Origin of the sequence: Parasedimentitalea huanghaiensis (genome assembly GCF_009753675.1) — a bacterium.
GTDB classification, from domain to species: domain Bacteria; phylum Pseudomonadota; class Alphaproteobacteria; order Rhodobacterales; family Rhodobacteraceae; genus Parasedimentitalea; species Parasedimentitalea huanghaiensis.
Map to the genome: position 1 here is coordinate 514175 of NZ_WQLV01000002.1, position 21394 is coordinate 535568.

At 54.5% G+C, this 21394-nt stretch carries 19 protein-coding genes; 11 read left to right on the forward strand and 8 right to left on the reverse strand.

The window, feature by feature from the left end; genetic code table 11:
- Positions 1 to 305: 305 nt before the first annotated feature.
- The 7 genes from ugpB to GO984_RS06290 all read left to right on the forward strand — a co-directional run bounded on the left by ugpB (position 306) and on the right by GO984_RS06290 (position 7141).
- Positions 306 to 1619 carry a sn-glycerol-3-phosphate ABC transporter substrate-binding protein UgpB gene (ugpB, locus tag GO984_RS06260; RefSeq protein ID WP_157021679.1) on the forward strand — a complete coding sequence of 438 codons (1314 nt, stop codon included), beginning with the start codon at positions 306 to 308 and terminating at the stop codon, positions 1617 to 1619.
- Between the two features lie 77 nt (positions 1620 to 1696).
- Positions 1697 to 2578 carry a sn-glycerol-3-phosphate ABC transporter permease UgpA gene (gene ugpA / locus GO984_RS06265; protein WP_157021680.1) on the forward strand — a complete coding sequence of 294 codons (882 nt, stop codon included), beginning with the start codon at positions 1697 to 1699 and terminating at the stop codon, positions 2576 to 2578.
- Positions 2578 to 3426: a sn-glycerol-3-phosphate ABC transporter permease UgpE gene (gene ugpE / locus GO984_RS06270; RefSeq protein ID WP_138161110.1), complete on the forward strand. Its 849-nt coding sequence runs from the start codon at positions 2578 to 2580 to the stop codon at positions 3424 to 3426. The genes ugpA and ugpE overlap by 1 nt, the downstream gene beginning before the upstream one ends.
- The gene (ugpC, locus tag GO984_RS06275; RefSeq protein WP_157021681.1) at positions 3427 to 4518 is read left to right on the forward strand and encodes a sn-glycerol-3-phosphate ABC transporter ATP-binding protein UgpC; all 1092 of its coding nucleotides are present in this window, start codon (positions 3427 to 3429) and stop codon (positions 4516 to 4518) included.
- The gene (locus GO984_RS06280) at positions 4515 to 5441 is read left to right on the forward strand and encodes a glycerophosphodiester phosphodiesterase family protein (protein WP_157021682.1); all 927 of its coding nucleotides are present in this window, start codon (positions 4515 to 4517) and stop codon (positions 5439 to 5441) included. The genes ugpC and GO984_RS06280 overlap by 4 nt, the downstream gene beginning before the upstream one ends.
- The gene (locus GO984_RS06285; protein WP_157021683.1) at positions 5438 to 6331 is read left to right on the forward strand and encodes an HAD-IIA family hydrolase; all 894 of its coding nucleotides are present in this window, start codon (positions 5438 to 5440) and stop codon (positions 6329 to 6331) included. Before GO984_RS06280 ends, GO984_RS06285 begins: the two co-directional genes overlap by 4 nt.
- A gap of 30 nt (positions 6332 to 6361) precedes the next feature.
- Positions 6362 to 7141, forward strand: coding sequence for a DeoR/GlpR family DNA-binding transcription regulator (locus tag GO984_RS06290; RefSeq protein WP_157021684.1), 780 nt, complete (start codon positions 6362 to 6364; stop codon positions 7139 to 7141).
- Positions 7142 to 7182: 41 nt separating this feature from the next.
- On the opposite strand, the gene GO984_RS24060 is transcribed toward GO984_RS06290, so the two are convergent.
- From GO984_RS24060 to GO984_RS06325, 7 genes are all read right to left on the reverse strand, one after another.
- Positions 7183 to 7740, reverse strand: a complete 558-nt coding sequence (locus GO984_RS24060; protein ID WP_483414167.1) for an Imm26 family immunity protein — start codon at positions 7738 to 7740, stop codon at positions 7183 to 7185.
- A gap of 478 nt (positions 7741 to 8218) precedes the next feature.
- Entirely contained in the window at positions 8219 to 9484 is a 1266-nt protein-coding gene (locus tag GO984_RS06300) for an ABC transporter permease (protein ID WP_157021686.1), read from the reverse strand.
- Positions 9481 to 10401 (reverse strand): ABC transporter permease, encoded by a 921-nt coding sequence (locus tag GO984_RS06305; RefSeq protein WP_157021687.1) that lies wholly within the window; start codon positions 10399 to 10401, stop codon positions 9481 to 9483. The genes GO984_RS06300 and GO984_RS06305 overlap by 4 nt, the downstream gene beginning before the upstream one ends.
- A 14-nt stretch (positions 10402 to 10415) precedes the next feature.
- The gene (locus tag GO984_RS06310) at positions 10416 to 11528 is read right to left on the reverse strand and encodes an ABC transporter ATP-binding protein (RefSeq protein WP_157021688.1); all 1113 of its coding nucleotides are present in this window, start codon (positions 11526 to 11528) and stop codon (positions 10416 to 10418) included.
- 145 nt (positions 11529 to 11673) lie between these two features.
- A complete protein-coding gene (locus tag GO984_RS06315) occupies positions 11674 to 12798 on the reverse strand; it encodes an extracellular solute-binding protein (protein ID WP_157021689.1) in 1125 nt (374 codons plus the stop codon).
- Positions 12799 to 13116: 318 nt separating this feature from the next.
- Positions 13117 to 14802, reverse strand: coding sequence for a Na/Pi cotransporter family protein (locus GO984_RS06320; RefSeq protein WP_157021690.1), 1686 nt, complete (start codon positions 14800 to 14802; stop codon positions 13117 to 13119).
- A gap of 48 nt (positions 14803 to 14850) precedes the next feature.
- Positions 14851 to 15651 carry a DeoR/GlpR family DNA-binding transcription regulator gene (locus GO984_RS06325; protein WP_157021691.1) on the reverse strand — a complete coding sequence of 267 codons (801 nt, stop codon included), beginning with the start codon at positions 15649 to 15651 and terminating at the stop codon, positions 14851 to 14853.
- A 183-nt stretch (positions 15652 to 15834) separates the two neighbouring features.
- On the opposite strand from GO984_RS06325, the gene GO984_RS06330 reads away from it, so the two are divergent.
- Together GO984_RS06330 and GO984_RS06335 are read left to right on the forward strand one after the other, a co-directional pair.
- On the forward strand, positions 15835 to 17370 hold the full coding sequence (locus GO984_RS06330; RefSeq protein ID WP_157021692.1) for an alkaline phosphatase family protein: 1536 nt from the start codon (positions 15835 to 15837) through the stop codon (positions 17368 to 17370).
- Between the two features lie 151 nt (positions 17371 to 17521).
- Entirely contained in the window at positions 17522 to 18781 is a 1260-nt protein-coding gene (locus tag GO984_RS06335; RefSeq protein WP_157021693.1) for a glycerate kinase type-2 family protein, read from the forward strand.
- Between the two features lie 144 nt (positions 18782 to 18925).
- Here the strand turns inward: GO984_RS06335 and hpaR are convergent, their stop codons facing one another.
- On the reverse strand, positions 18926 to 19360 hold the full coding sequence (gene hpaR / locus GO984_RS06340; protein ID WP_138161096.1) for a homoprotocatechuate degradation operon regulator HpaR: 435 nt from the start codon (positions 19358 to 19360) through the stop codon (positions 18926 to 18928).
- Between the two features lie 127 nt (positions 19361 to 19487).
- Here hpaR and GO984_RS06345 point away from each other — a divergent pair, with 127 nt between their 5' ends.
- Positions 19488 to 19886, forward strand: coding sequence for a 5-carboxymethyl-2-hydroxymuconate Delta-isomerase (locus GO984_RS06345; protein WP_157021694.1), 399 nt, complete (start codon positions 19488 to 19490; stop codon positions 19884 to 19886).
- Positions 19879 to 21390 carry a 5-carboxymethyl-2-hydroxymuconate semialdehyde dehydrogenase gene (hpaE, locus tag GO984_RS06350; protein ID WP_157021695.1) on the forward strand — a complete coding sequence of 504 codons (1512 nt, stop codon included), beginning with the start codon at positions 19879 to 19881 and terminating at the stop codon, positions 21388 to 21390. The genes GO984_RS06345 and hpaE overlap by 8 nt, the downstream gene beginning before the upstream one ends.
- The last annotated feature ends 4 nt before the right edge of the window (positions 21391 to 21394 follow it).

Consider the following 21394-nt stretch of genomic DNA (forward strand, 5'->3'; position numbering starts at 1 on the left):
CTGCATATGGCAGATACATTGCTCTGCATGGTCGCTCTATTGAGTCAACTCATCCGTAGATTGTACCGAATCAAAGTACAGCCATTAACCAATATCAATTTACCGTAAGAGTCCAAACCAAAAAACAAGACCTCCCTCACCTTCGTTGTTGACTCAAAAGTTCATTTGAACGCAATGTGAATTCATATGAGCGTTACATAAGCGCTCTATGCTGCTTTAAGTGGGCACATGAACCCACACATATTACAATTCAGGGGACCAGACCGCGGTTCAGATGAACGTGGTACCGGTCGTAGGAGATCGAAATGAAACTGAAATCAATTCTTTCGGCAACCACGGTTCTTGCCATGGCTGCTACCACTGCTGCGGCTGACAAGGCCGAAGTACAGTTCTGGCATGCCATGGGCGGCCAACTGGGTGAGATCGTCGATAAATTTGCTGCAGACTATAACGGTGGCTCCGATAGCTGCCAGATCAACGCTGTCTACAAAGGCAACTACACAGAAAACATGACAGCTGCCATCGCGGCCTTCCGCGCCGGTGAACAGCCGCACATCGTGCAGGTATTCGAAGTTGGCACAGCGACTATGATGGCCGCTGGTGAAAAGGGCGCGATCTATCCTGTCCACGAACTGATGGCTGACGCCGGCGTTGACTTTGACCAGTCGGCCTACCTGCCCGCCGTTGTGTCCTACTATACCGACACTGATAACAAGCTTCTGTCGATGCCGTTCAACTCGTCAACTCCGGTTCTGTGGTACAATAAAACCGCCCTGGACGCTGCTGGTGTTGCTGTTCCAACCACATGGGATGAAGTCGAAGTTGCGGCCCGCGCACTAAAAGAAAGCGGCGTAACCAAACCATTCTCGTTTGGCTGGCAGTCCTGGTCCAACATCGAAAACTATTCAGCCTGGCACAACCTTCCGGTTGGGTCCGAAGAGAACGGTTTTGCCTCGTTGGAAACCGAATTCACCTTCAACAACGAAGCTGTTGTAAACCACATTCAGCGTATTGCTGACATGGGTAAAGAAGGCACATTTGTTTACGGTGGCCGCCGTGGCGATAGCCGTGCCCAGTTTGTGAATGGTGAAACAGCGCTCTGGATCAACTCCTCGGCCTATTATGGTGGCTTCAAGAAAGACATCACCGAGTTTGAATTTGGTCAAGCCATGTTGCCACTGGATACAGCTGTAGCAGACGCCCCGCAGAACTCGATCATTGGCGGCGCAACCCTGTGGGTTCTGCAAGGTCACGAGTCACCCGAATACGCCTGCGTTGCTGACTTCTTCCAGTTTGTGTCCGCTGCCGAGCAGCAGGCATATTGGCACCAGGAAACCGGTTATGTGCCGATCACCAACGCTGCCTATGACCTGTCTCAAGAACAGAAGTTCTATGAATCAGATCCTATGACTGACACAGCCATCAAGCAGCTAAGCCTGAACACCCCGACCCCAGCGTCAAAGGGTGTGCGCTTTGGTAACTTTGTGCAGGTCCGTGACATCATCAACGAAGAGTTAGAAGCTGTCTGGTCGGGTCAGAAAGACGCGCAGACTGCGTTGGACGAAGCGGTTGCACGTGGCAATAAGCTGCTGCGCAAGTTCGAAGCTGCCAACAAGTGATAGCCTAGATTATCAGGCTCGGGAGGCCCCCTGCAGGGCCTCCCATTTTTCAAGACTTCCCCCAAAGGTTCCCCCGCATGCAAAAGCGTGTCGTCTTTCGCTCTCGGCTGCTGCCCTATCTACTGGTCCTCCCGCAGATCGCGATCACCCTCATTTTCTTCTTCTGGCCAGCCTATCAGGCGCTGGAAAGCTCCTTCTTCATCGAAGATGCGTTTGGCTTTTCACGTCAATGGGTTGCGATGCAGAACTATGTCGAACTGTTCCAGGACCCTAGCTATCTTCGCTCGTTCAAAACCACACTGATCTTTGGTGTCTCGGTTGCCGTGATGGCGATGTCGATTTCACTAGGGCTGGCCGTGGCGGCAAACCGGGTGGTTAAGGCCGCGACCGGATACCGGACCATGCTGATCTGGCCCTATGCGGTGGCCCCTGCCCTGGCTGGTGTGATCTGGTACTTCCTGATGAATCCCTCTTTGGGCATTGTGGCCTATTGGCTAAAAAATGTTGGTGTCGACTGGAACCACTACTTGAATGGGGATCAGGCACTGTTGCTGGTGATCGTCGCCGCCGCATGGAAGCAGGTGAGCTATAACTTCCTGTTCTTCCTCGCCGGGCTGCAATCGATCCCAAAATCCTTGATTGAGGCCGCAGCCATTGACCGTGCCGGACCTGTACGCCGGTTCTGGACCATTGTTTTTCCGCTGCTAACCCCAACCACGTTTTTCTTGCTGGTAGTCAATTTGGTTTACGCATTCTTTGACACCTTTGCGCTGGTCCACGCCACCACTGAAGGCGGCCCAGTTGATGCAACATCGATCCTGGTGTTCCGGGTCTACAACACAGGCTTTATCGGCCAGGACTACGGCTCTTCAGCTGCTCAGTCCGTAATCCTGATGGGTCTGGTGATCATGATGACCTTTGTCCAATTCAGATTTGTCGAACGCAAGGTGCAGTACTGATGGTTGAAAATCGCCCCTTCCTGACCTTTCTCACCCATGCGGTGCTGATCATTGGCGTCTTGTTCCTGTGCTTCCCCGTCTGGATGGCATTGGTTGCGTCAACCCATGGCCCCGAGGCTTTGAGCAGTTCTCCGATCCCGCTGTGGTTTGGTGATCGTGCTTGGGAAAACTACAGCCAACTCTTGGTTGGAGGCCTGCCCGAAGCCGGCGGTGTACCGATCGGTTCGATGATGTTCAATAGCCTGATTATGGCGCTGGTCATCACATTCGGTAAAATCGCCATCTCCATCATCTCGGCCTACGCCATCGTGTATTTTCAGTTCCCATTCCGCATGGGTTTCTTCTGGATGATCTTCATCACTTTGATGCTGCCGGTAGAGGTCCGCATTCTGCCGACATTTGATGTGGTGGTGAAAATGGGGATGCTAAACACCTATGCAGGTCTAACCGTACCACTGATCGCATCGGCTACCGCCACCTTCCTGTTCCGTCAGTTCTTCCTGACGATCCCGGATGAGCTGGTCGAGGCTGCGCGTATCGACCGTGCAGGCCCTCTGCGGTTCTTCTGGGACATCCTGCTACCACTCAGCCGTACTAATATCGCGGCTTTGTTCATCATTCTGTTTATCTACGGCTGGAACCAATATCTCTGGCCCCTTCTGATCACGACCGACGAAAGCCTTTATACCGTCGTCATGGGCATCCAGCGCATGGTGAACTCGGGCGAAAGCCTGCCGGTCTGGCATTACATCATGGGCACCGCCGTGCTGGCCATGATCCCCCCGGTAATCGTTGTCGTTGCAATGCAAAAGCTCTTTGTCAAAGGGCTGGTGGAAAGTGAGAAATAAATGGCCACTCTAAGCATCAAATCTCTGGGCAAAGTATACCCGGGCGGTGTGACTGCGGTTTCCGACGTCAACGTCGATATTGCCGATGGTGAGTTCATCGTACTGGTCGGTCCATCCGGTTGTGGCAAGTCCACAATCCTGCGCATGATCGCCGGTCTGGAAGGCATCACCTCGGGCGATCTACAAATCGACGACCGTCGCGTGAATGACCTGGAACCCGGCGAACGTGACATCGCCATGGTGTTCCAGAACTACGCGCTATATCCGCATATGTCGGTCCGCGGAAACATGGAATATGGCCTGAAAAACGAAGGCCTGCCCAAAGCACAAATCGCAGAACGCATTGCTGAAGCAGCCCGCACCCTGCGGCTGGAGGAATTTCTGGATCGTAAGCCCGCCAATCTGTCTGGCGGCCAACGCCAGCGGGTTGCCATGGGTCGTGCCATTGTTCGCGATCCCAAGGTTTTTCTGTTCGACGAGCCTCTGTCGAACCTTGATGCGAAACTCCGCACCCAGCTACGCGCCGAACTAAAAGCCCTTCACAAACGACTGGGCGCCACGTTTGTCTACGTTACGCATGATCAGGTCGAAGCCATGAGTCTGGCTGACCGGATTATCATCATGAGCAACGGCAAGGTTGAACAAATCGGCACGCCGATGGATCTTTACCTGCGCCCCGCCTCTCGCTTTGTTGCGGACTTCATCGGTAGCCCATCAATGAACGTTTTGGATGGCACCGTCAGCTCTGACCGCCGCAGTTTGCAGCTGAATGGCAGTCACCAGATTGACTTTGGAACCGAATTGCCCACTGCAGCTGGCAACCAAATCGCCATCGGCATCCGCCCCGAACATCTGCATCAAAACACAGCCGGAGAGACCCGGATTGAGCTCTCAGTCGGATTCATCGAACAATTGGGGGCCGACACAGTGGTTCATGGAACCATTGCCGGTTCGCAATCACCACTGGCAGTTCGGCTAAACGGCGTGCAGGCGCGTGACAGCGGCGACAGCATCGCACTTAGCTGTGGGCGGGATCAGATCCATCTATTTGACGGCACAACAGGTCAGCGATTGAACTGGGACAACCAATGACCGCAATGCCAAAAGTTTTTGGCCACCGAGGTGCCCCGGTTGCCCTGCCCGAAAACACCCTAGAAGGTTTTCAATATGCAATAGACACAGGGGCCGATGGTCTGGAGCTTGATTTGCTGCTGACCCGAGACGGCATCCCAGTGGTCACTCACAACCCTCGACTGTCAGGTGACACCACCCGCAACAGTGCAGGTGAATGGTTGCAAAGTGAGGGCCCGGCCATCAGCGCGCTGACGCTCGAGGAATTGCGACAGTTTGATGTGGGCGGCATTCGCCCCGGCAGTGATTGCGCCCGAAAGACACCACATCAGGCGGTCCTACCCAACTGTCGCATTCCAACCCTGACCGAGTTCCTGTTGCTTATGAAAGACAACTCTACTGAGGTCGAGTTGCTGGTTGAACTGAAACACAGCCCCACTGCAAGTGATCAAGTCTCTGCGGATACCTTTGTTCAAATTGTTGCTGATGAGTTGCGACGCCATGGCATGGTCGAACAAAGCTATCTGCATGCCTTTAACTGGCAGATCCTCTCAGCCGCCGCACGCAGCTATCCGCAGCTGCGCCGTTCTCATCTGTCTCTCAACCGCAGCACCCATACGGACGGAACGCTGTTCCCTGGCTCGCCTTGGCTGGATGGTCTTGATCCTGAGTTTGCAGCTCTTCCAGAGCTTCTGAGCCAATCAGGCGCGGCGATCTGGAGCCCCTACTTCCGGGACCTTGACCGCGAAAGCCTAATGCACGCGCAGGAACAGGGGCTAAAAGTAATGACCTGGACGGTCAACGACAAGGATCTCCTGCGTGCTGAACTACAGTTGGGCGTTGATGGCATCATCACTGACGACCCCAAACTGGCGCTGGCATTGCGCGACGACGTGTCGGCAGCGCAGGGTCACACCCCCACTCTTGAGGACCAGTTGCAATGACACCGGATCAGGCCTTTGATCGCTACGAGGAAATTCGCTGTCGCTTGCCCGCCGCGTCAAACGCCGGGGCCTGTAAGAAGATCGCAGGCCTGCATGAGTTAGATGATCAAGTAGACGTTTTTGTGTTTGATGCATTTGGTGTTCTAAACGTTGGAGAAACCCCCATTGCAGGCGCGCATGATCGGGTGCAGCAGTTGCGCGACATGGGAAAACAGGTGTTGGTGCTGACCAATGCCGCCAGTTATACCCGTGCCCAAACTCAGGCAAAATTTGCCCAGTTGGGATTTGACTTCGCACCAGAAGAGATCATCTCGAGCCGTGATGTTTGCGAAGCACATCTCAGCATCGTCAGCCCTCATGGACCTTGGGGCGTGATCGCCCCAGCGGCCTTCAAAGCCGAAGACCTGAACGTCGACGCACAAGCGCTACTGGATGATCCGCGCGCTTACGATCGCGTTCAGGCCTTCCTGATGCTCAGCGCCGCTGACTGGAGCGCTGAACGTCAAGCCTTACTTCATGACAGCTTGCGCCGGAGGCCACGGCCCTTAGTTGTTGCAAACCCCGACCTGGTAGCCCCTCGCGAAAATGGCCTGTCGCTTGAACCCGGTTATTTCGCCCATGATTTGCAGGACCGTTTGGGCGTCGAGGTGATTTTCCACGGCAAGCCCTTTGCCTCAGTTTACGAGACTATTGAACGGCGCCTTCCAACAATCGAACGCAAGCGTATCGCAATGGTTGGCGACACTTTGCACACCGATGTCTTAGGTGCGCGGGCGCGTGGTTGGAGTGCGGCTCTTATTAGCGATCACGGGCTGTTTGCAGGTCTGGATGTGAAAAAGTTCATCACCACCAGCGGAATTTCACCGGATTGGATTGCGCCCTCCATTTGACAAGACATTTTATCTAGGCAATGCAAAGTCATGGACACTCTTTCCGATCTTAACGACCGTCAGCGCCAAATCGTTGAACAATTGCGCGGCGAAGGCTTGCTGTCGATTAATGACCTGGCCGAGTTTTTTTCGGTCGCCACCCAAACCATTCGGCGCGATATCAATGATCTTTGCGATCAGGGGCTGGCGCGACGCGTTCACGGTGGCGTTGCGCCACCTTCGAACCCAGTGAATCTCAACTTTCGGTCACGGGCAATTCTGAATGAACAGGTCAAGCGCGCCATCGCACGCACCGCCGCCGACCGGATACCAGCTGGATCAACCGTATTGTTGGGTATTGGCACAACCATTCAATATGTAGCCGAGGCTCTGGCACAGACGCCAGATACCACCATCGTCACCAATAACCTCGAGGTAGCCCGCCTACTCTGCAACGCCCCCTCCTGCGAAGTGCATATGGTTGCCGGGATGCTGCGCCCAGAGGATCGCGACCTTGTTGGTAGCTCGGTTTTGAACGGCTATAGCCGTTTTGCTGCGGATTATGGTGTAGTTGGCGCGGGCTCTCTCGATGCAGAGTTTGGTTTGCTGGACTTCAAGCAGTTCGATGCCGAGGTTAGTAATGTAATTCAAACCAATGCTCGCCAAGTGATATGCGTCGCTGATCACAGCAAGTGGAACCGCGGAGCATCACATCGGGTGGCCGCGTTTTCGCAGGTAGACGAGTTTGTCACTGACAGACTCCCGGAAGCCTTCGATCTGGCCCGCACCGCTCCCAATGTCGAACTCCACCTCGCCCCGTCTGGGATTTGAGTATTTTTGGCAAAAAGAAGCCTTCGGTCGCGCAATCACCTCTAGTGAACGTCATTCTGGTGCGCGGGGACTGTAGACAAATCTATAGCTAAAGAACTTGCCCACTTACATTTCCGACCATCACGCGTTGCGATGATCCGGTCTTCAACGTGGCCTGCCTCCCAAACAGCTACGCATTCCAATCCAAGACACTCACTTAAAAGCGCTGGCTGTTTCCAGTTCTGATCCTCAAATTCCGAATGATAAAGAGATAGAGCACCGGTATTTGTGTCCTGCATAAAACGGTATTCTTCATGGAGCACATCGCTCCGAGGCTCAACCCGGCCGATTTTCAGCCAGTACCCTTTGCTGATAACATCTTGATAGACAAAGGATTTGAACAAAATCGGGAGGTGAATGATGTCCTCTATTGATGGGGGGACCGAGAAGCATCCTTCAAAAACCGCAACGACATACTCTTCGCCTAATTGCCCATAGGCCCAGCAGTTTTCACCTAGTGGAATCTCAACCAGCGCACCAGCCTGCCATCGCTGTCGCTTGGTGGGTAGCCCTCTTTGAGCCCTTAAATTTATTTTTTGTCCATACCTTATGCATCGCATGTGGAACAAGTTTTCTCAATATTGAACGAGTGGCCAAAAACTGACTTTCACTTCAGGTGTGGCGCTCCCAATCAGACTGCTGTCCGATGGCATGCAGAACCTATTGCATAGCTCTACACCGTGCACCTCCTTTTTATTCCCACCCGCCTCACCCCAAAGGTGTTGCGCACCCAGCGTTCAGTCTGGTTACCACTTATCAGAACAGGTGTTGCAGAGTGCAGCCATTCGCGAATACCGCTGGGCCTATCAACCCCGGCACTTGGAACAGGGCCCCATCACGTTAGGGGCGCGCAGAGACAACGTTTAGCACGCGGGGTTTGATCCCCGTCCGCATCCGCTTTGGCGGTACCGCCTTTCTTATCACTGCACAGACGACAAACAGTATTGGAAGGATCGAAACCGATGGGGAAGCCCCCCAAGGCGGGGTTTTCGTATGCCGGAAAGAAAAGAGGCGGCCCCAAGGCCGCCTCTGGTACTTTTAGTTGCTTTGCAAATTACCGGGGTCAAAGACACCGCCAGACCCAGAGTTCTCTGGCTCCTCTTCAGGTGTCTCGGTACCGCCATCCTGCAATGTGCCAGGATTGAAGACATTGCCAAAACCGGAATCGTTGGACGGCTTTGGTGTCGCATCTGTAGCAGGGGCCTGATCAGACTGTTCGCCTTCCTCGGCTGCCCGACGGGCGGCTTCGTCAGCGCGACGCTGAAGCAATTCCTGAATACGCAGCTCAGTTTCCAATCGCTTCGTCTCTTTAACATCCGCGATACACTGTGCCGGGCTGTAGACCGTTGCTGTGCCCACAACCGCGATCGTGGCCATAGCAACAACAACCAACAGCACCGCCGCCGTGTTTGAACTCAGGAAGCCCGGCAAGCGCAGCTTGCCCGTTTCCAGCTCTTCCACGGTGGCCGTTTTACGGGCCGCTGCAACCAGTTCCTGACGACGAATTTTCGCCTCGTTGAACAGGGCTGCAAACACGGTTAGCAACACGATGATAAAGGCCAGGGCCGAAATCGCTGGTGTGATGCCGTAACGTACCTTTTGTGCCAGCTCGATGGTCAGAGTTGGGTATTCGCCAAAGGTAAAGGTGGTCGTGTTGTAGTTCTCGAACGAAGCGAGGAACGCCAGCACCGCAGCCGAAGCAATCGCCGGACGCATGAACGGCAGCAGAACCTTGCGGAAGGTCTGCGCGTGGCTGGCGCCCAGATCCAGTGCCGCTTCGGTCAGGGCATTGTCATACCGCTGCAGACGCGCCACCAGCACCAGCATGCAGTAGCTGGCAATAAAGGTGGACTGGCCAATAACGGTCAGGAACAAACCACTGCTGAGGAAGCTGTCAGCATCCAAGCCGAGCATACGATTGACGCGGTCCCAGAACACCAGTGTCGAAATACCAATGACCACACCGGGCACCAAGATTGGCGCAATGATGATGGTATAGTAAGTCGCCCGCAGTTTAGGCCAGATCTGGGTCAGCATCAGCGCCCCAGCCAAACCCATCGCCACTGACAGTATCACGGTACCGATGCCCACCAAGACCGAGTTCTTGATACCATTCAGGATACGTTCGTCCTGAAACAGCGCCGAGAACCATTCAAAGGTCAGGCATTCCCAAGGGGCCGCCCGAGGGAACCCCGGAGAGTTGAAGGCCGTGACCGACATGATCACCAGAGGACCCAGCAGGTAGGCAAAGAACAGGGCCAGATAGACCCAAATGCTTATGCGCATCAAAGAGAAGTTCTTCATTTGCCGATATCCCCCATGTTCACTTTGAACACGCGCATCAGTGCCAGAACCAGCAAGATACAGGTGACCAGTAGAACAACCGCATAGGCGGCGCCTTGTGGCCAATCGCTATTGTCGTTGAATTGCTGATAGATCAACTGAGTGAACCATAGGCTGCTTGGGCCGCCCAGAATTTGTGGCGCAGCCAGCGCACCGGCAGACAACATGAACACCATAGTGCAACCCGAACTGATGCCCGGCTTGGCATAGGGAATAACCACCCGACGATGAATACGGGTCCAGCTGGCGCCCATATCCCGTGCCGCCTCGATCTGGTTGCGATCCAGGCTTTCGATCACGTTATAGATCGGGAAGATCATCAGCAGGATATAGGCATAACCCAGACCCGCATACAGCGCGATGTCATTGCGGATAAAGTCGAACGGCGTGTCGAACACACCCGCGCCCACCAATAGGTTATTCAGCACACCAGTTTCGCCAAAGATAATCCGCAAAGCAAAGGCTCGCAGAATTTCGTTGATCCAGTATGGGATAATCAACATCAGCGCCAGAATGCGGATGTGATTGCCCTTGGTCTGAGCCAGATAGTAGGCGATCGGATAACACAGCATCAGATTGAACAGGGTCACAAGAATAGCTGCAATCAGCGTGCGGTAAAACACCTTCAGATCGACCGCGTTATAGTCCTGACTGCCACCTTCGGGGCCAAAGATCAGATATTTGTAGTTCTCCAGCGTATAGACATCCTTTGGACCACCGATTTCAGGCGGCGGCAGATTTGGCCGGAATGAAAAGTCGAGCATCGACAGCTGGGGCAGGATGATCAGGCCAATGGTCCAGAACAGGACCAGACCCAACATGACCGAGCCTAGCCCAACGCCGTTGCGGTTGAAATATTCCCTTAGGAAACGGGGCATCTGTCCAAGCCCCCCTATTCCGTTGCCAGCACGCCGGCAGGCAGTGCTACGGCATTATGAACGTCATACTCCAGGGTCATCGGTTCACCCCTGTGGCTTTCGAATGATTGCCCAAGGTTTGGCAGTGACACCTTCATCTCTTTGCCGCCTTCACCTTCCATGAAGATGTTAAAGACATTACCTTCAAACTCTTCCTTGTGGACCTCGGCAGTGACAAAGTGATCGCCCTGAGTGCCAAGCGGCGCCAGAGAGAAGGCTTCGGGACGGATGAACAACATGGCATCGTCACCCTCTTTCATCTTGCCCACATTGTTGGACGAGATGCGTGCCATCAGATCACCAGAGCGGTTGGTGTTGATCATGACTTCGTTGCCGATGACCTTTTTGACCGTACCGCGGAACACGTTGTTTTCGCCAACGAACGAAGCGGCAAAGGCTGTGCTTGGATCGTTGTAGATTGTTTTGCCATCACCAATTTGATCAATCACCCCGGCGCGCATAACTGCGACGTTGTCTGACATGGTCAGCGCTTCGCCCTGATCGTGGGTGATGTAGATAAAGGTAATGCCAACCCGTTTCTGAATTTCGCGCAATTCAGACCGCATGTGTTGGCGCAGCTTTAGATCAAGCGCTGACAGCGGTTCATCCAACAACAAAACATCTGGTTCAGCACAAAGCGCGCGGGCAATCGCAACACGCTGCTTTTGACCACCAGACAGTTCGGCTGGCAGCTTGTCGCCCTGACCAGTCAATGCGATCATGTCCAGCAGCTCATCCGCACGCTTGCGGCGCTCTTTAGCCGATGCACCTTTGATCTCCATCGAGAAAGTGATGTTTTCCCAGACTTTCATCAAAGGGAACAACGCCAGGTTCTGAAAGATCAGCGCAGTGGGGCGTTTGTTCGGGCCAATGCCCTTCATATTATTGCCACCGATCAGCACGTTGCCTTCGCTGGGCTCAAGAAAGCCTGAAACGGCTCTCAGAATGGTTGTTTTACCGCAACCCGACGGCCCGAGGAACGAAAAGAAATCGCCCCCGTTAATGTTCACGTTTGCGTCGCGAACCGCGACAAAATCTCCAAATCGGATCCAGAGATTTTCAAGATTTACGCCAACCCCAGCACTCATGTGGCTTCCCCCTCGGTGCAGCACAGCACAGACCCGGCGGTTTCCACCGGTCTAATCAGGCTGCATCCAGTTTCACATATTTGATTTTGCGCCATTGGCGCGAAAATGGCCCCCTCCAAACAGAGGGGGCCAAACGTTCAAAAGCTTAGGCGCTCTTGAACTTATTCACGAACTCAGTCCGTACATCTGCATACCATGGAGCTTCAGCAGGCCATGGGTTCAGATTGGCCAAGCTGTCGCCTGGATAGGCTTCGGCAAAGTTCTTCTTGTAGACGTCACCCGAGAAGGTGTCCGCGCCCAGAACTGGCGAGTTGTAGCCGTGGCTATCAATCGCAACACCAGCAGCTTCTTTGCCATAAGCAAAGTCGATAAAGGCGTAGATCTGATCGATGTTTTTCGCGCCAATAGGCATGGACATGCCGTCAACCCATGCCATCGCACCTTCGACAGGTGCCTGGTAGTGAACAGGCTCACCAGCAGATTTCAGTGCCAGCGGTGGACCATCCCAAGTCTGGCCAACAACAACACCTTCGTTCAGAAGACCGTTTTTCTGAGTGTCAGCGTCGTTCCAGATCAGTTTGATGCGCGACTTGCGCTCAACACACCAGTCAGCGATCTGACCCCAGACTTTGCGCATGGTGTCTTCGTCGTTGTAAGCCGCCCAGACAGATCCGGCATCCATTTGACCGGAGGCTTCCATGTACAGACCAGCACCCAGCATCATCGAGTGTGCGCGACCCATGGTCTTACCAGCATTTTCTTCGGACCAAACGTCGCCATAAGATGGTGCATCACCAGCTGGCAGCCATTTGTCGGTACGGTATGCGATACCTTCGGTACCCCAGATGTGCGGCAGCCAGTGTGCGCCAGCGTCGCCAAAGTTCCACGCATCGGTGCCGATTTTGGACATCGATGGGTTCACTTTGTCCAGCGCAACCTTGTTCAGATCAAACGGCTGAAGCAGCTCCAGCGGGCCCCACTGCAGCGAACGGTTGTTGGTGGGCGATACGATGTCGAAGCCCTGGCCTTTGGTGGCCTTCATCTTGTTGATGATTTCTTCGTTCGAACCAATACCAGTGTAGTTCACTTTGATGCCGGTCTCGGCCTGAAAGGCCTCAAGGAATGCTGGTGGCAGATAGTCCGACCACATCAGGATGTTGATTTCACCCGACGATGCCAGCGCACTTTTGGAATAAAGTGGTGCTGCCAGCGCTGCTGCGCCTGCTGTTTTCAGCAGCGAGCGGCGGGTTACAGATGTTTTGATAGTCATAGTGTTTTCCCCGTTGGAAGATTGTATTGTTTTTCTTGCTGTTTATTACTCGGTAGTTTTGCGGATGGTTGCGGCTCTCCTACAGTGACAGTTTCAATAATTGATAAGACCAGAATCGAATATTCCAAACTCAAATCGGTCCAGTTTGCGCAATGCCTCTGGATTGGGAAACCCAGGTAAAGACCTGCGGCATTCTAACCCACCTTACAGCTTGCGCTTGCATGTAGCCTTACGTCAACGGCGTAACTTCAGTATGACGTTCACAAATTAAGTGCCCAGTCTCTGTGACGTTCAATTCCAAACGAAAACAAAAAATTTTCAAGTTTCTAATTGCTCCTGCGGCATATCCTCGATCAGGCGTGTCTCAAGCAGCTGCCCATTCAAATACAGAATCGGATAAGCAATTGCGGCAATGTGGCTGTTAAATTCACGCAGGGCTCTTAGGGTTTCCAGATGGATATCTGAGGTTTCAAAACTATCAGTACTGCCACTCTGCAACCGTTTCAGATGGCGTTTGCGACTATCACGTTCAGCTCGTTTCAGCTCTGTCTTTTCTAGGCTGAGCAAGCGGGCGCTTTCCAAGTCGTCTGAGATAAGAACATTCGATGCCAGACACAGGTTGGCCAGAATGCTTTCATGCATGCGCGTCAGTTCCATCCAACCTTCATTCGAGAAATCAGCCCCATTTGCACCCATTTCACCGGCCAGCACACTCAGTCTCTTGGCCACAACATCGCCCGCGGTTTCTAATCGAATCGCATATTCCACCATATCCCGCGCCACTTTGGCGTTGGCCTTGCCAAATTCTTCGGGCGGAATAGCCGCGACAAATGAACGAATACCAGACAGGCAGGCGTTGACCTCAACATCGAGATCCTGAATCGCCTTAATCTGGGCTTTGTCACCCGATTTATACAGCCCTAGCACGGGTCGAAACATTGCCTCGACCAACCCCGACATCCGCAACAACTCACGCTTAAGACTAGAAAGAGCCTGCGTTGGTGGGCCAATGTTAGTGAGATCCAGCGTGCTTGCAGGCAGGCCGGTTGCAACCTCGATATTTTCCTTAACGGCCGGATCGGGCATCAGGCCTTCCATAACGCGCTGAAACGACATGCACACAGGAAGCGCCAACAGCAGTAGAGACGCATTAAATGCAAGATGGGCATAGACCAACATCTGTCCGCCTTGCGGATCTCCCAATGCCCCAGATCGTAACGCCAAATTGGCAGCAAACAGCGTGATTACAGCCCAAGTTCCGCGCAGGATCAAATTGGCAAAAGGAATTCGGCGCGCCGATAATGTCATACCCCGACTTAGCCAGACCGGGATAAATGCCGATCCAAAGTTCGCGCCCAGCACCAGTGACAGGCCCGCCGCAAAAGGAATCGCATCAATCTGTACCAGGGTCACACACATCAAAATCGCCGCCACCGATGAATGCATCACAAAGGCCAGCGCCGCGCCTACCAAAAAGGCTGTCATATAGTCCCGCGCAAGGTATTCGGCGACCGCAGGCAAAAAGGCACTATCACGAATCGGATCCATCGCCTCGCGCAGGAAACGCAGCGAAATCAGGATAAACGCCACGCCCATTAGGATTCGACCCAACTGTCGTACTTTTCTGGCTTCGGTTTTGACAAACATGTAACCGCCCACAGCCAACAGCAGCGGCACCAGCCAATCCAGCTTGAAGGACAGTATCTGAATGATCAGCGCTGAACCCAAATCGCCGCCCAGCACAATCGCCAGCCCAATTGGAAAGCTAAGCATTCCACTGGCGGCAAATCCCGAGGTCAGTAGCGCCACCGCTGCCGAACTCTGCAGCACGATTGCCAGTGCGACACCAACCAGGCTTGCCTGGGACAGGCTGCGCTGCCCGGTCAGCACCCGTTGAAATGAGGCGCCATAGCTCCGTTCGATTCCCGTTCGCACCATCCGCACCGCGAACAGCAATAACATGGTGGCCCCCATCAAACTGACCAGAAAGCTTACGATCGCCATGTTAGGCTCCTCTTTGCGGCGACCTGATACCAACAGCCTTTGCCAATACTACTTGCCATCTTCGCCGCTTCCGTCTTTGGCAATATCAATGCCGATCCCGTGGCCCGCCAATGCCGCCGTCAACTTCTTTCCCGGCGCCTTATCGCTGACAACTCGATCCAGATTTCCGAGCAAGGGTCCACGATGCGGAGCAGTCTCATCAAACTTGGGATGGGCCAGCGCCAACACGGTACATTCAGCGCAGTCTGCGACCACAGTCGCCAACTGGGCCTCGCCGGCGTTCTGATACAGAACACCGTGCTTGGCGGTCAGGGCATCCGCTGACAGCACCGCAACATCGAACACAAATCGGCGCGCCTGGTGTTCCGCCACATAACCAAATGTCCCGCGCTCATTGCTTTGCATTTCCCCGCCCAACAAATGCACGCGGTTGCCGTTGTGACTGGCCAGCGCCTGGGCCACGCCTATCGAATTGGTAACGACGGTTAAGTTGGATTTTCGCTGCAATGCCTCGGCGACATAGGCGGTGGTAGAGCCTACATCCAGAAAAACCGTCATTCCATCCCGAACGATCCGAGACACCTGCGCTGCGATCCGCTGCTTAACTGCGGAATCCTGGCCAAACCGGTGATAAAAACTGGGTTCACTTTGCGCACCAACGAGATGTGCACCGCCATGCACCCGCAACACTGCTCCGGCCTTGGACAAGGCCTTAACGGTGCGGCGTACAGTTTCTTCAGATACATCCAGTGCTTTGGCCAAATCTGCACTTCGAGCGGACCCACCCAAGCGGCGCAAAGCCCCCAGCAGCTCCAGTTCACGGTGGGAAAGGGATTGTGTGCCAGTCAAAGGTGGCTCTCTCGCGCAGTCAAAGTTAGCCCCAAAAATACACAAAAACCCACAACCATCAAGAAAATTTCCTCACCAAATCCACATTACCCCAAAATTCCATAGATTACCCACAAATACCCTCTTTTCTCCGAGCGCATTTCACGTTTATCTGACATTCAGACTCGGTGAAGGAGATGCACCATGGCCAATCCCAAAAATGTTTTGTTCATCCTGATCGATCAAATGCGGGCTGACTGCCTGTTTGGCGCCATGGCAGATCATGTTAAGCTGCCAAACCTGCGCTCCTTTATGCAGCAAGCAGTGACATTTGAACGCAATTATACAGTGGTAAACCCCTGCGGCCCGTCGCGCGCATCATTGCTAACCGGGCAATATGCGATGAACCATCGTTCGGTTCGCAACGGGACCCCTTTGCGCCACGACACGCCAAACATAGCGACAGAAATGCGCAAGGCCGGATACCTGCCGATGCTGTTTGGCTATACCGATACCTCGCAAGATCCGCGTGCTCATCATGCCAATGACCCTGCCGTTCGCTCCTATGAATACCAAATGAATGGTTTTCAGGAGATGCTGGAGATGCGGATGGAGATGTCTTATCCGTGGCGCTCGCACTTGCTCAATCAAGGGTATCAGTTTGACCACTACCCGGACGTTTACAAACCTGTTTCACCGACAGGTGGCACGCCCCGACTGAACGATCCTGCTCTTTACAGCGCTGAACACAGTGACACCGCATTTCTAACCGACCGTTTTCTGGCCACCATGCCAGCCTATGCGGATCAAAGTTGGTTTGCGCATCTCACCTATATACGCCCTCACCCACCACTGGTGGCACCGGCGCCCTATAACGATATGTATGATCCCGCCGCGCTCCCGCTACCGGAACGCCTTGATACACCAGATGCAGAAATCACACTCCACCCGTTCTTTGCCCCAACCCAACAAGCCTACACGCCTGCAGATTTCGTCATGGGCTTTCCCGATTTGCAGCCGACGGATGACAACATCCAAACCTTGCGCGCGCTCTATCTTGGGCTGGCAACAGAAGTCGACAACCATATTGGACGCGTCCTGCAGTTTCTGAAAGACAGCGGTCAGGAGGATGACACACTGGTGGTGATTTCAGCGGATCACGGTGAGATGCTGGGTGACCGCCACAGCTGGGGCAAGTTCTCGGTTTATGACGCAGCCTATCACACTCCACTGATCATTCGCCAGCCGAGCAATGAGGCTCGCGCCGGAGCTGTCGTGACCCAAATCACCGAATCCATCGACCTGACACCAACAATTCTGGACTGGATCGGGCAAGACATTCCAAATGCTATGGATGGGCGTTCGCTGCTGCCTTTGCTGCATGGTGAGACCCCAGCGGATTGGCGGCAATACTCTTTCTCCGAACTCGACTTTGCCAAACCAGGCTCTCCCTCCGAATGGGAGCAAACCCTGGGCACCACCCCCAGTAATTCATCACTTGGCATCCTACGTGATGAACGATTTACACTGGTGGAGTTCGCTGCTGATCTGCCCCCGATGCTGTTCGACCACCAAGGCGCGGGTGAATTCGAAAACGTCGCAGAAAAGCCCGAGTACCAGAAAGACCTAACGCGGCTTTTGCGGGGAATGCTGAAACATCGGATGCAAAATATGGATCACACTCTCTCTTTACATTCGATCACCGCAGATGGCCCGCAAATGTATAAACGGCGTTCTTGACCCAACCCCTGAGCTACGGATTGACCTGCCCGACCTTTTTCGGGCACAACCTGCCCAGCATTTAGCGTTAACATTCCCATCCCTGCCGTCAGGTAAGGTGCTCCGACACAGCGGGCGTCAGGATTGGGTATAATTCACGGACGGGACTTTTATGTCAGATCTTCGCACCACTGCTCTTTCTCTCTTTGACGCAGCAGTGAAACGCGCAGATCCTGCCGCGGCTCTTCGCAGGCAGTTGGCCGATCAACCGCTGCCTACCCTACAAAATGGCGGCCGCAACATTGTAATCGCCATTGGCAAGGCCGCTTCACCAATGATGAAAGAGGCCTTGGATCTGATCCCAGAACCACGTGTTGCATTGTCGGTGACCAACCCAGAAAACCTGTGCGACATTCCCGGCGCCACCACTCTCAGCGGTTCGCACCCGGTTCCGGACGAAGCCAGTGCCGCTGCAGGACGTGCAGTTATTGACCTACTGACCTCCGCTACTGACAATGATCGGGTCATCGCCCTGATCTCGGGCGGCGGATCCGCTCTTGTCGTTGCGCCAGCCGCCGGCCTGACCCTGGACGACAAGGCAGCCGTCAATGAACTGCTGCTGGCCTCAGGTCTTGAAATCAACGACATGAACCTGATCCGCCAACAACTGTCCGCAATCAAAGGTGGCGGCTTACTGCGTCATGCCGCCCCAGCCCCGGTCACCGCTTACATCCTATCCGACGTAATCGGCGATGATCTGCGGGCCATCGCCTCTGGCCCCAGCGTAGCACCCATTGGCACTCCGGCACAGGCGCGCGATGTCATGCAACAGGCCGAAATATGGGACGCAGCTCCTGCATCAGTCCATGCACACCTTGACGCAACACCTAACCAATACGCCTCTCTTCCTGAGGCATCCAACACCCTGATTGGATCAAACCGCCACAGCCTGCAATCTATGCTCGATACGGCGTCAGACTGGGATGCCCAACTGATCAGCGATCAACTAACCGGAGATGTCGAAGCCGCCGCGCAAACCATCCTTGATGCTGCGCTCGCGGCCCCAACCGACAGACCCGTGGCCTTGCTCTTTGGCGGAGAGACAACAGTGCAAATCAAGGGAACAGGCCTGGGTGGTCGCAATCAAGAGCTGGCGCTCTGGCTGGCGAAACTGGGTGCAGAACACCTCACCGGAGATTGGCTTTTCCTGTCTGGCGGAACCGATGGCCGCGATGGTCCGACACAGGCCGCCGGCGGGATAGTCACTGCCGAAACCTGGAACCAAATTCGCAAGAGCGGTGCCAACCCCGATGCCTTACTGGCCGATAACGACAGCAACGCAGCCCTCGCAGCGGCTGACGCCTTGCTGATCACCGGCGCTACCGGCACCAATGTGGCGGATGTGCAAATTTTCTTGCGACGCCCATCGTAAAACGATCCGCGTAGTATTTGCCTTGCCAAGCCGCGCTAAACGATGAGTGGGATCAGGATGCATTTGCTGAATGGCACCCATTTCAACACTGACACGCAAGGCGTCAACTGAGAGTTTTCACGTTACGACTGCAAGATGTGCGTACTACAACTCGATCCGGTCCAGTTCGTTCAGGAGATCCAATAGCGCCTCATAGCGGTCTACGCCCATTTTTGCGCGGGTTTCAGCGACCAGCGCCAGACTTGCTTCCAAGTTGGCAGCAATCACGGCCTCTCCTGCGGCAGTGATGGTAATCACCTGCTTGCGGCGATCCTGCTGATCTCGCGCACGACCAATCATCTGTTTGTCTTCCAGTTTTTGCAGAATGCGCGTCAAGCTGGGCAGCAACAAACAAGCCTGTTCAGCGATCTGTGTCGGATCAATTGAGCCGCTTTCCTGCACCACCCGCAGAACCCGCCACTGCTGCTCAGTCAGATCCACGTCGCTAAGAAGGGCTCGAATAGGTCCCATCACCCTCTCACGGGCACGCAGCAGTGCAATAGGCAAGGATCGGTCGGTGGTGGGAAGAGCTTTTGTCATGGCTAATTATCACCTTACATGCCCGCAAAGGCAATTGCCCGAATGAAGGAAGTTCAGGGCCAATTCAAAACTTGACCCCAAATCCTCAAATTGCTACACAAGTTAAGTAATTATCGGGTCACAAGCCATGCCACACATCACCCTGGACTATTCGGCCAATCTAGAGCCGCATCTAGATATCGCTGACTTGTGCGACACCCTTCGTCGAGCCGCGATCGACACCGGCGTATTGCCGCTGGCTGGCGTTCGGGTCCGTGCTTTTGCCGCCACGCACGTATCTATCGCAGATGGCTCTGACAAGCACAGTTATATCGACATATCGGTTCGCCTGCGTGCAGGGCGGGATCTGGACACCCGCAAACGGGCCACGGCTCACATATTTGATGCTGCAAGAACATACCTTGAACCGACTATGCAAACCCTCTCTCTCGCGCTGTCATTTGAAATGCGCGACATCGACCCCGAACTTTCGCCAAAATGCGGCACCATCCGCGATCACCTGACAAAGGTTGACTCCAATGACTGAACTCACCTCCAATATCGCAAAGTTGAATGGCTATCTTGAGCGGTTTCGCAAAAATGGCATTCAAAACCTGATTGGCGGCGAAAGCAGAGCTGCCCTGTCAGGTAAGACATTTGAGACGGTCTCACCCACCGACAAGAGCGTGATCTGCCAGGTGTCGCATGGCGGCGCCGCTGATATTGACACCGCCGCCCAAGCCGCCAAAGAAGCTTTTCCTGCCTGGCGCGACATGCCGGCACTGCAGCGCAAGAAAATCCTGATCCGCATTGCCGAAGGTATCGAGGCACGCGCCGAAGAGATCGCGTTTTGCGAATGCTGGGACACGGGTCAGGCGCTGCGCTTTATGTCAAAAGCGGCGCTGCGCGGAGCCGAGAATTTCCGCTATTTCGCCGATCAGGTGACAGCGGCCCGCGATGGTAAAAACCTGCAATCGCCCACTCTGATGAATGTCACCACGCGGGTGCCGATTGGTCCGGTTGGGGTGATCACCCCATGGAACACGCCATTTATGTTGTCTACCTGGAAGATCGCGCCGGCGCTGGCCTCAGGCTGCACGGTGGTGCACAAGCCGGCCGAACTGAGCCCGCTAACCGCGCGCATACTGGCCGAGATCGCCCATGAGGCCGGATTGCCTGCCGGGGTGTGGAACCTGGTAAACGGCTTTGGTGAAGAGGCCGGAAAACGGTTGACTGAACATCCCGCAATCAAGGCGATTGCCTTTGTTGGTGAAAGCCGCACTGGTTCCCTGATCACCAAACAAGGTGCTGATACCCTGAAACGGATGCATCTGGAGCTGGGCGGCAAGAACCCGGTGGTGGTCTTTGATGACGCTGATCTGGACCGCGCGTTGGATGCGGTGATCTTCATGATCTATTCGATCAACGGCGAGCGCTGCACCTCGTCCTCGCGTCTATTGGTTCAGGACAGTATCGCAGAAGAGTTTCAGGCAAAGCTGATCGAGCGGGTCAACAATATCCGCGTCGGCCATCCGCTGGACCCCAAAACCGAGGTTGGGCCGCTGGTTGCACAGGAACATTTCGACAAGGTGACCTCGTATTTCGAGATCGCCAAAGAAGACGGCGCAATCACGGCTGCCGGTGGTGCGGTTGTAGGTAACGAAGGTTATTTCATACGCCCCACCCTGTTCACCAATGCCAACAACAAAATGCGCATCGCGCAGGAAGAAATCTTTGGCCCGGTGCTGACGGCAATCACTTTTGAAACCGAAGAAGAGGCGCTGGAAATGGCCAATGACACCCAATACGGGTTGACCGGCTATGTCTGGACCAACGACCTGACCCGCGCGTTGCGGTTCACCAACCATCTGGAAGCCGGGATGATCTGGGTGAACTCGGAAAACGTGCGTCACCTGCCAACCCCGTTTGGCGGCGTCAAAGCCAGCGGCATTGGCCGCGATGGCGGCGACTGGAGTTTCGATTTTTACATGGAGCAAAAGCACATCGGCTTTGCTCTTGGTCACCACAACATCCCGCGCCTTGGCGCCTAAACAA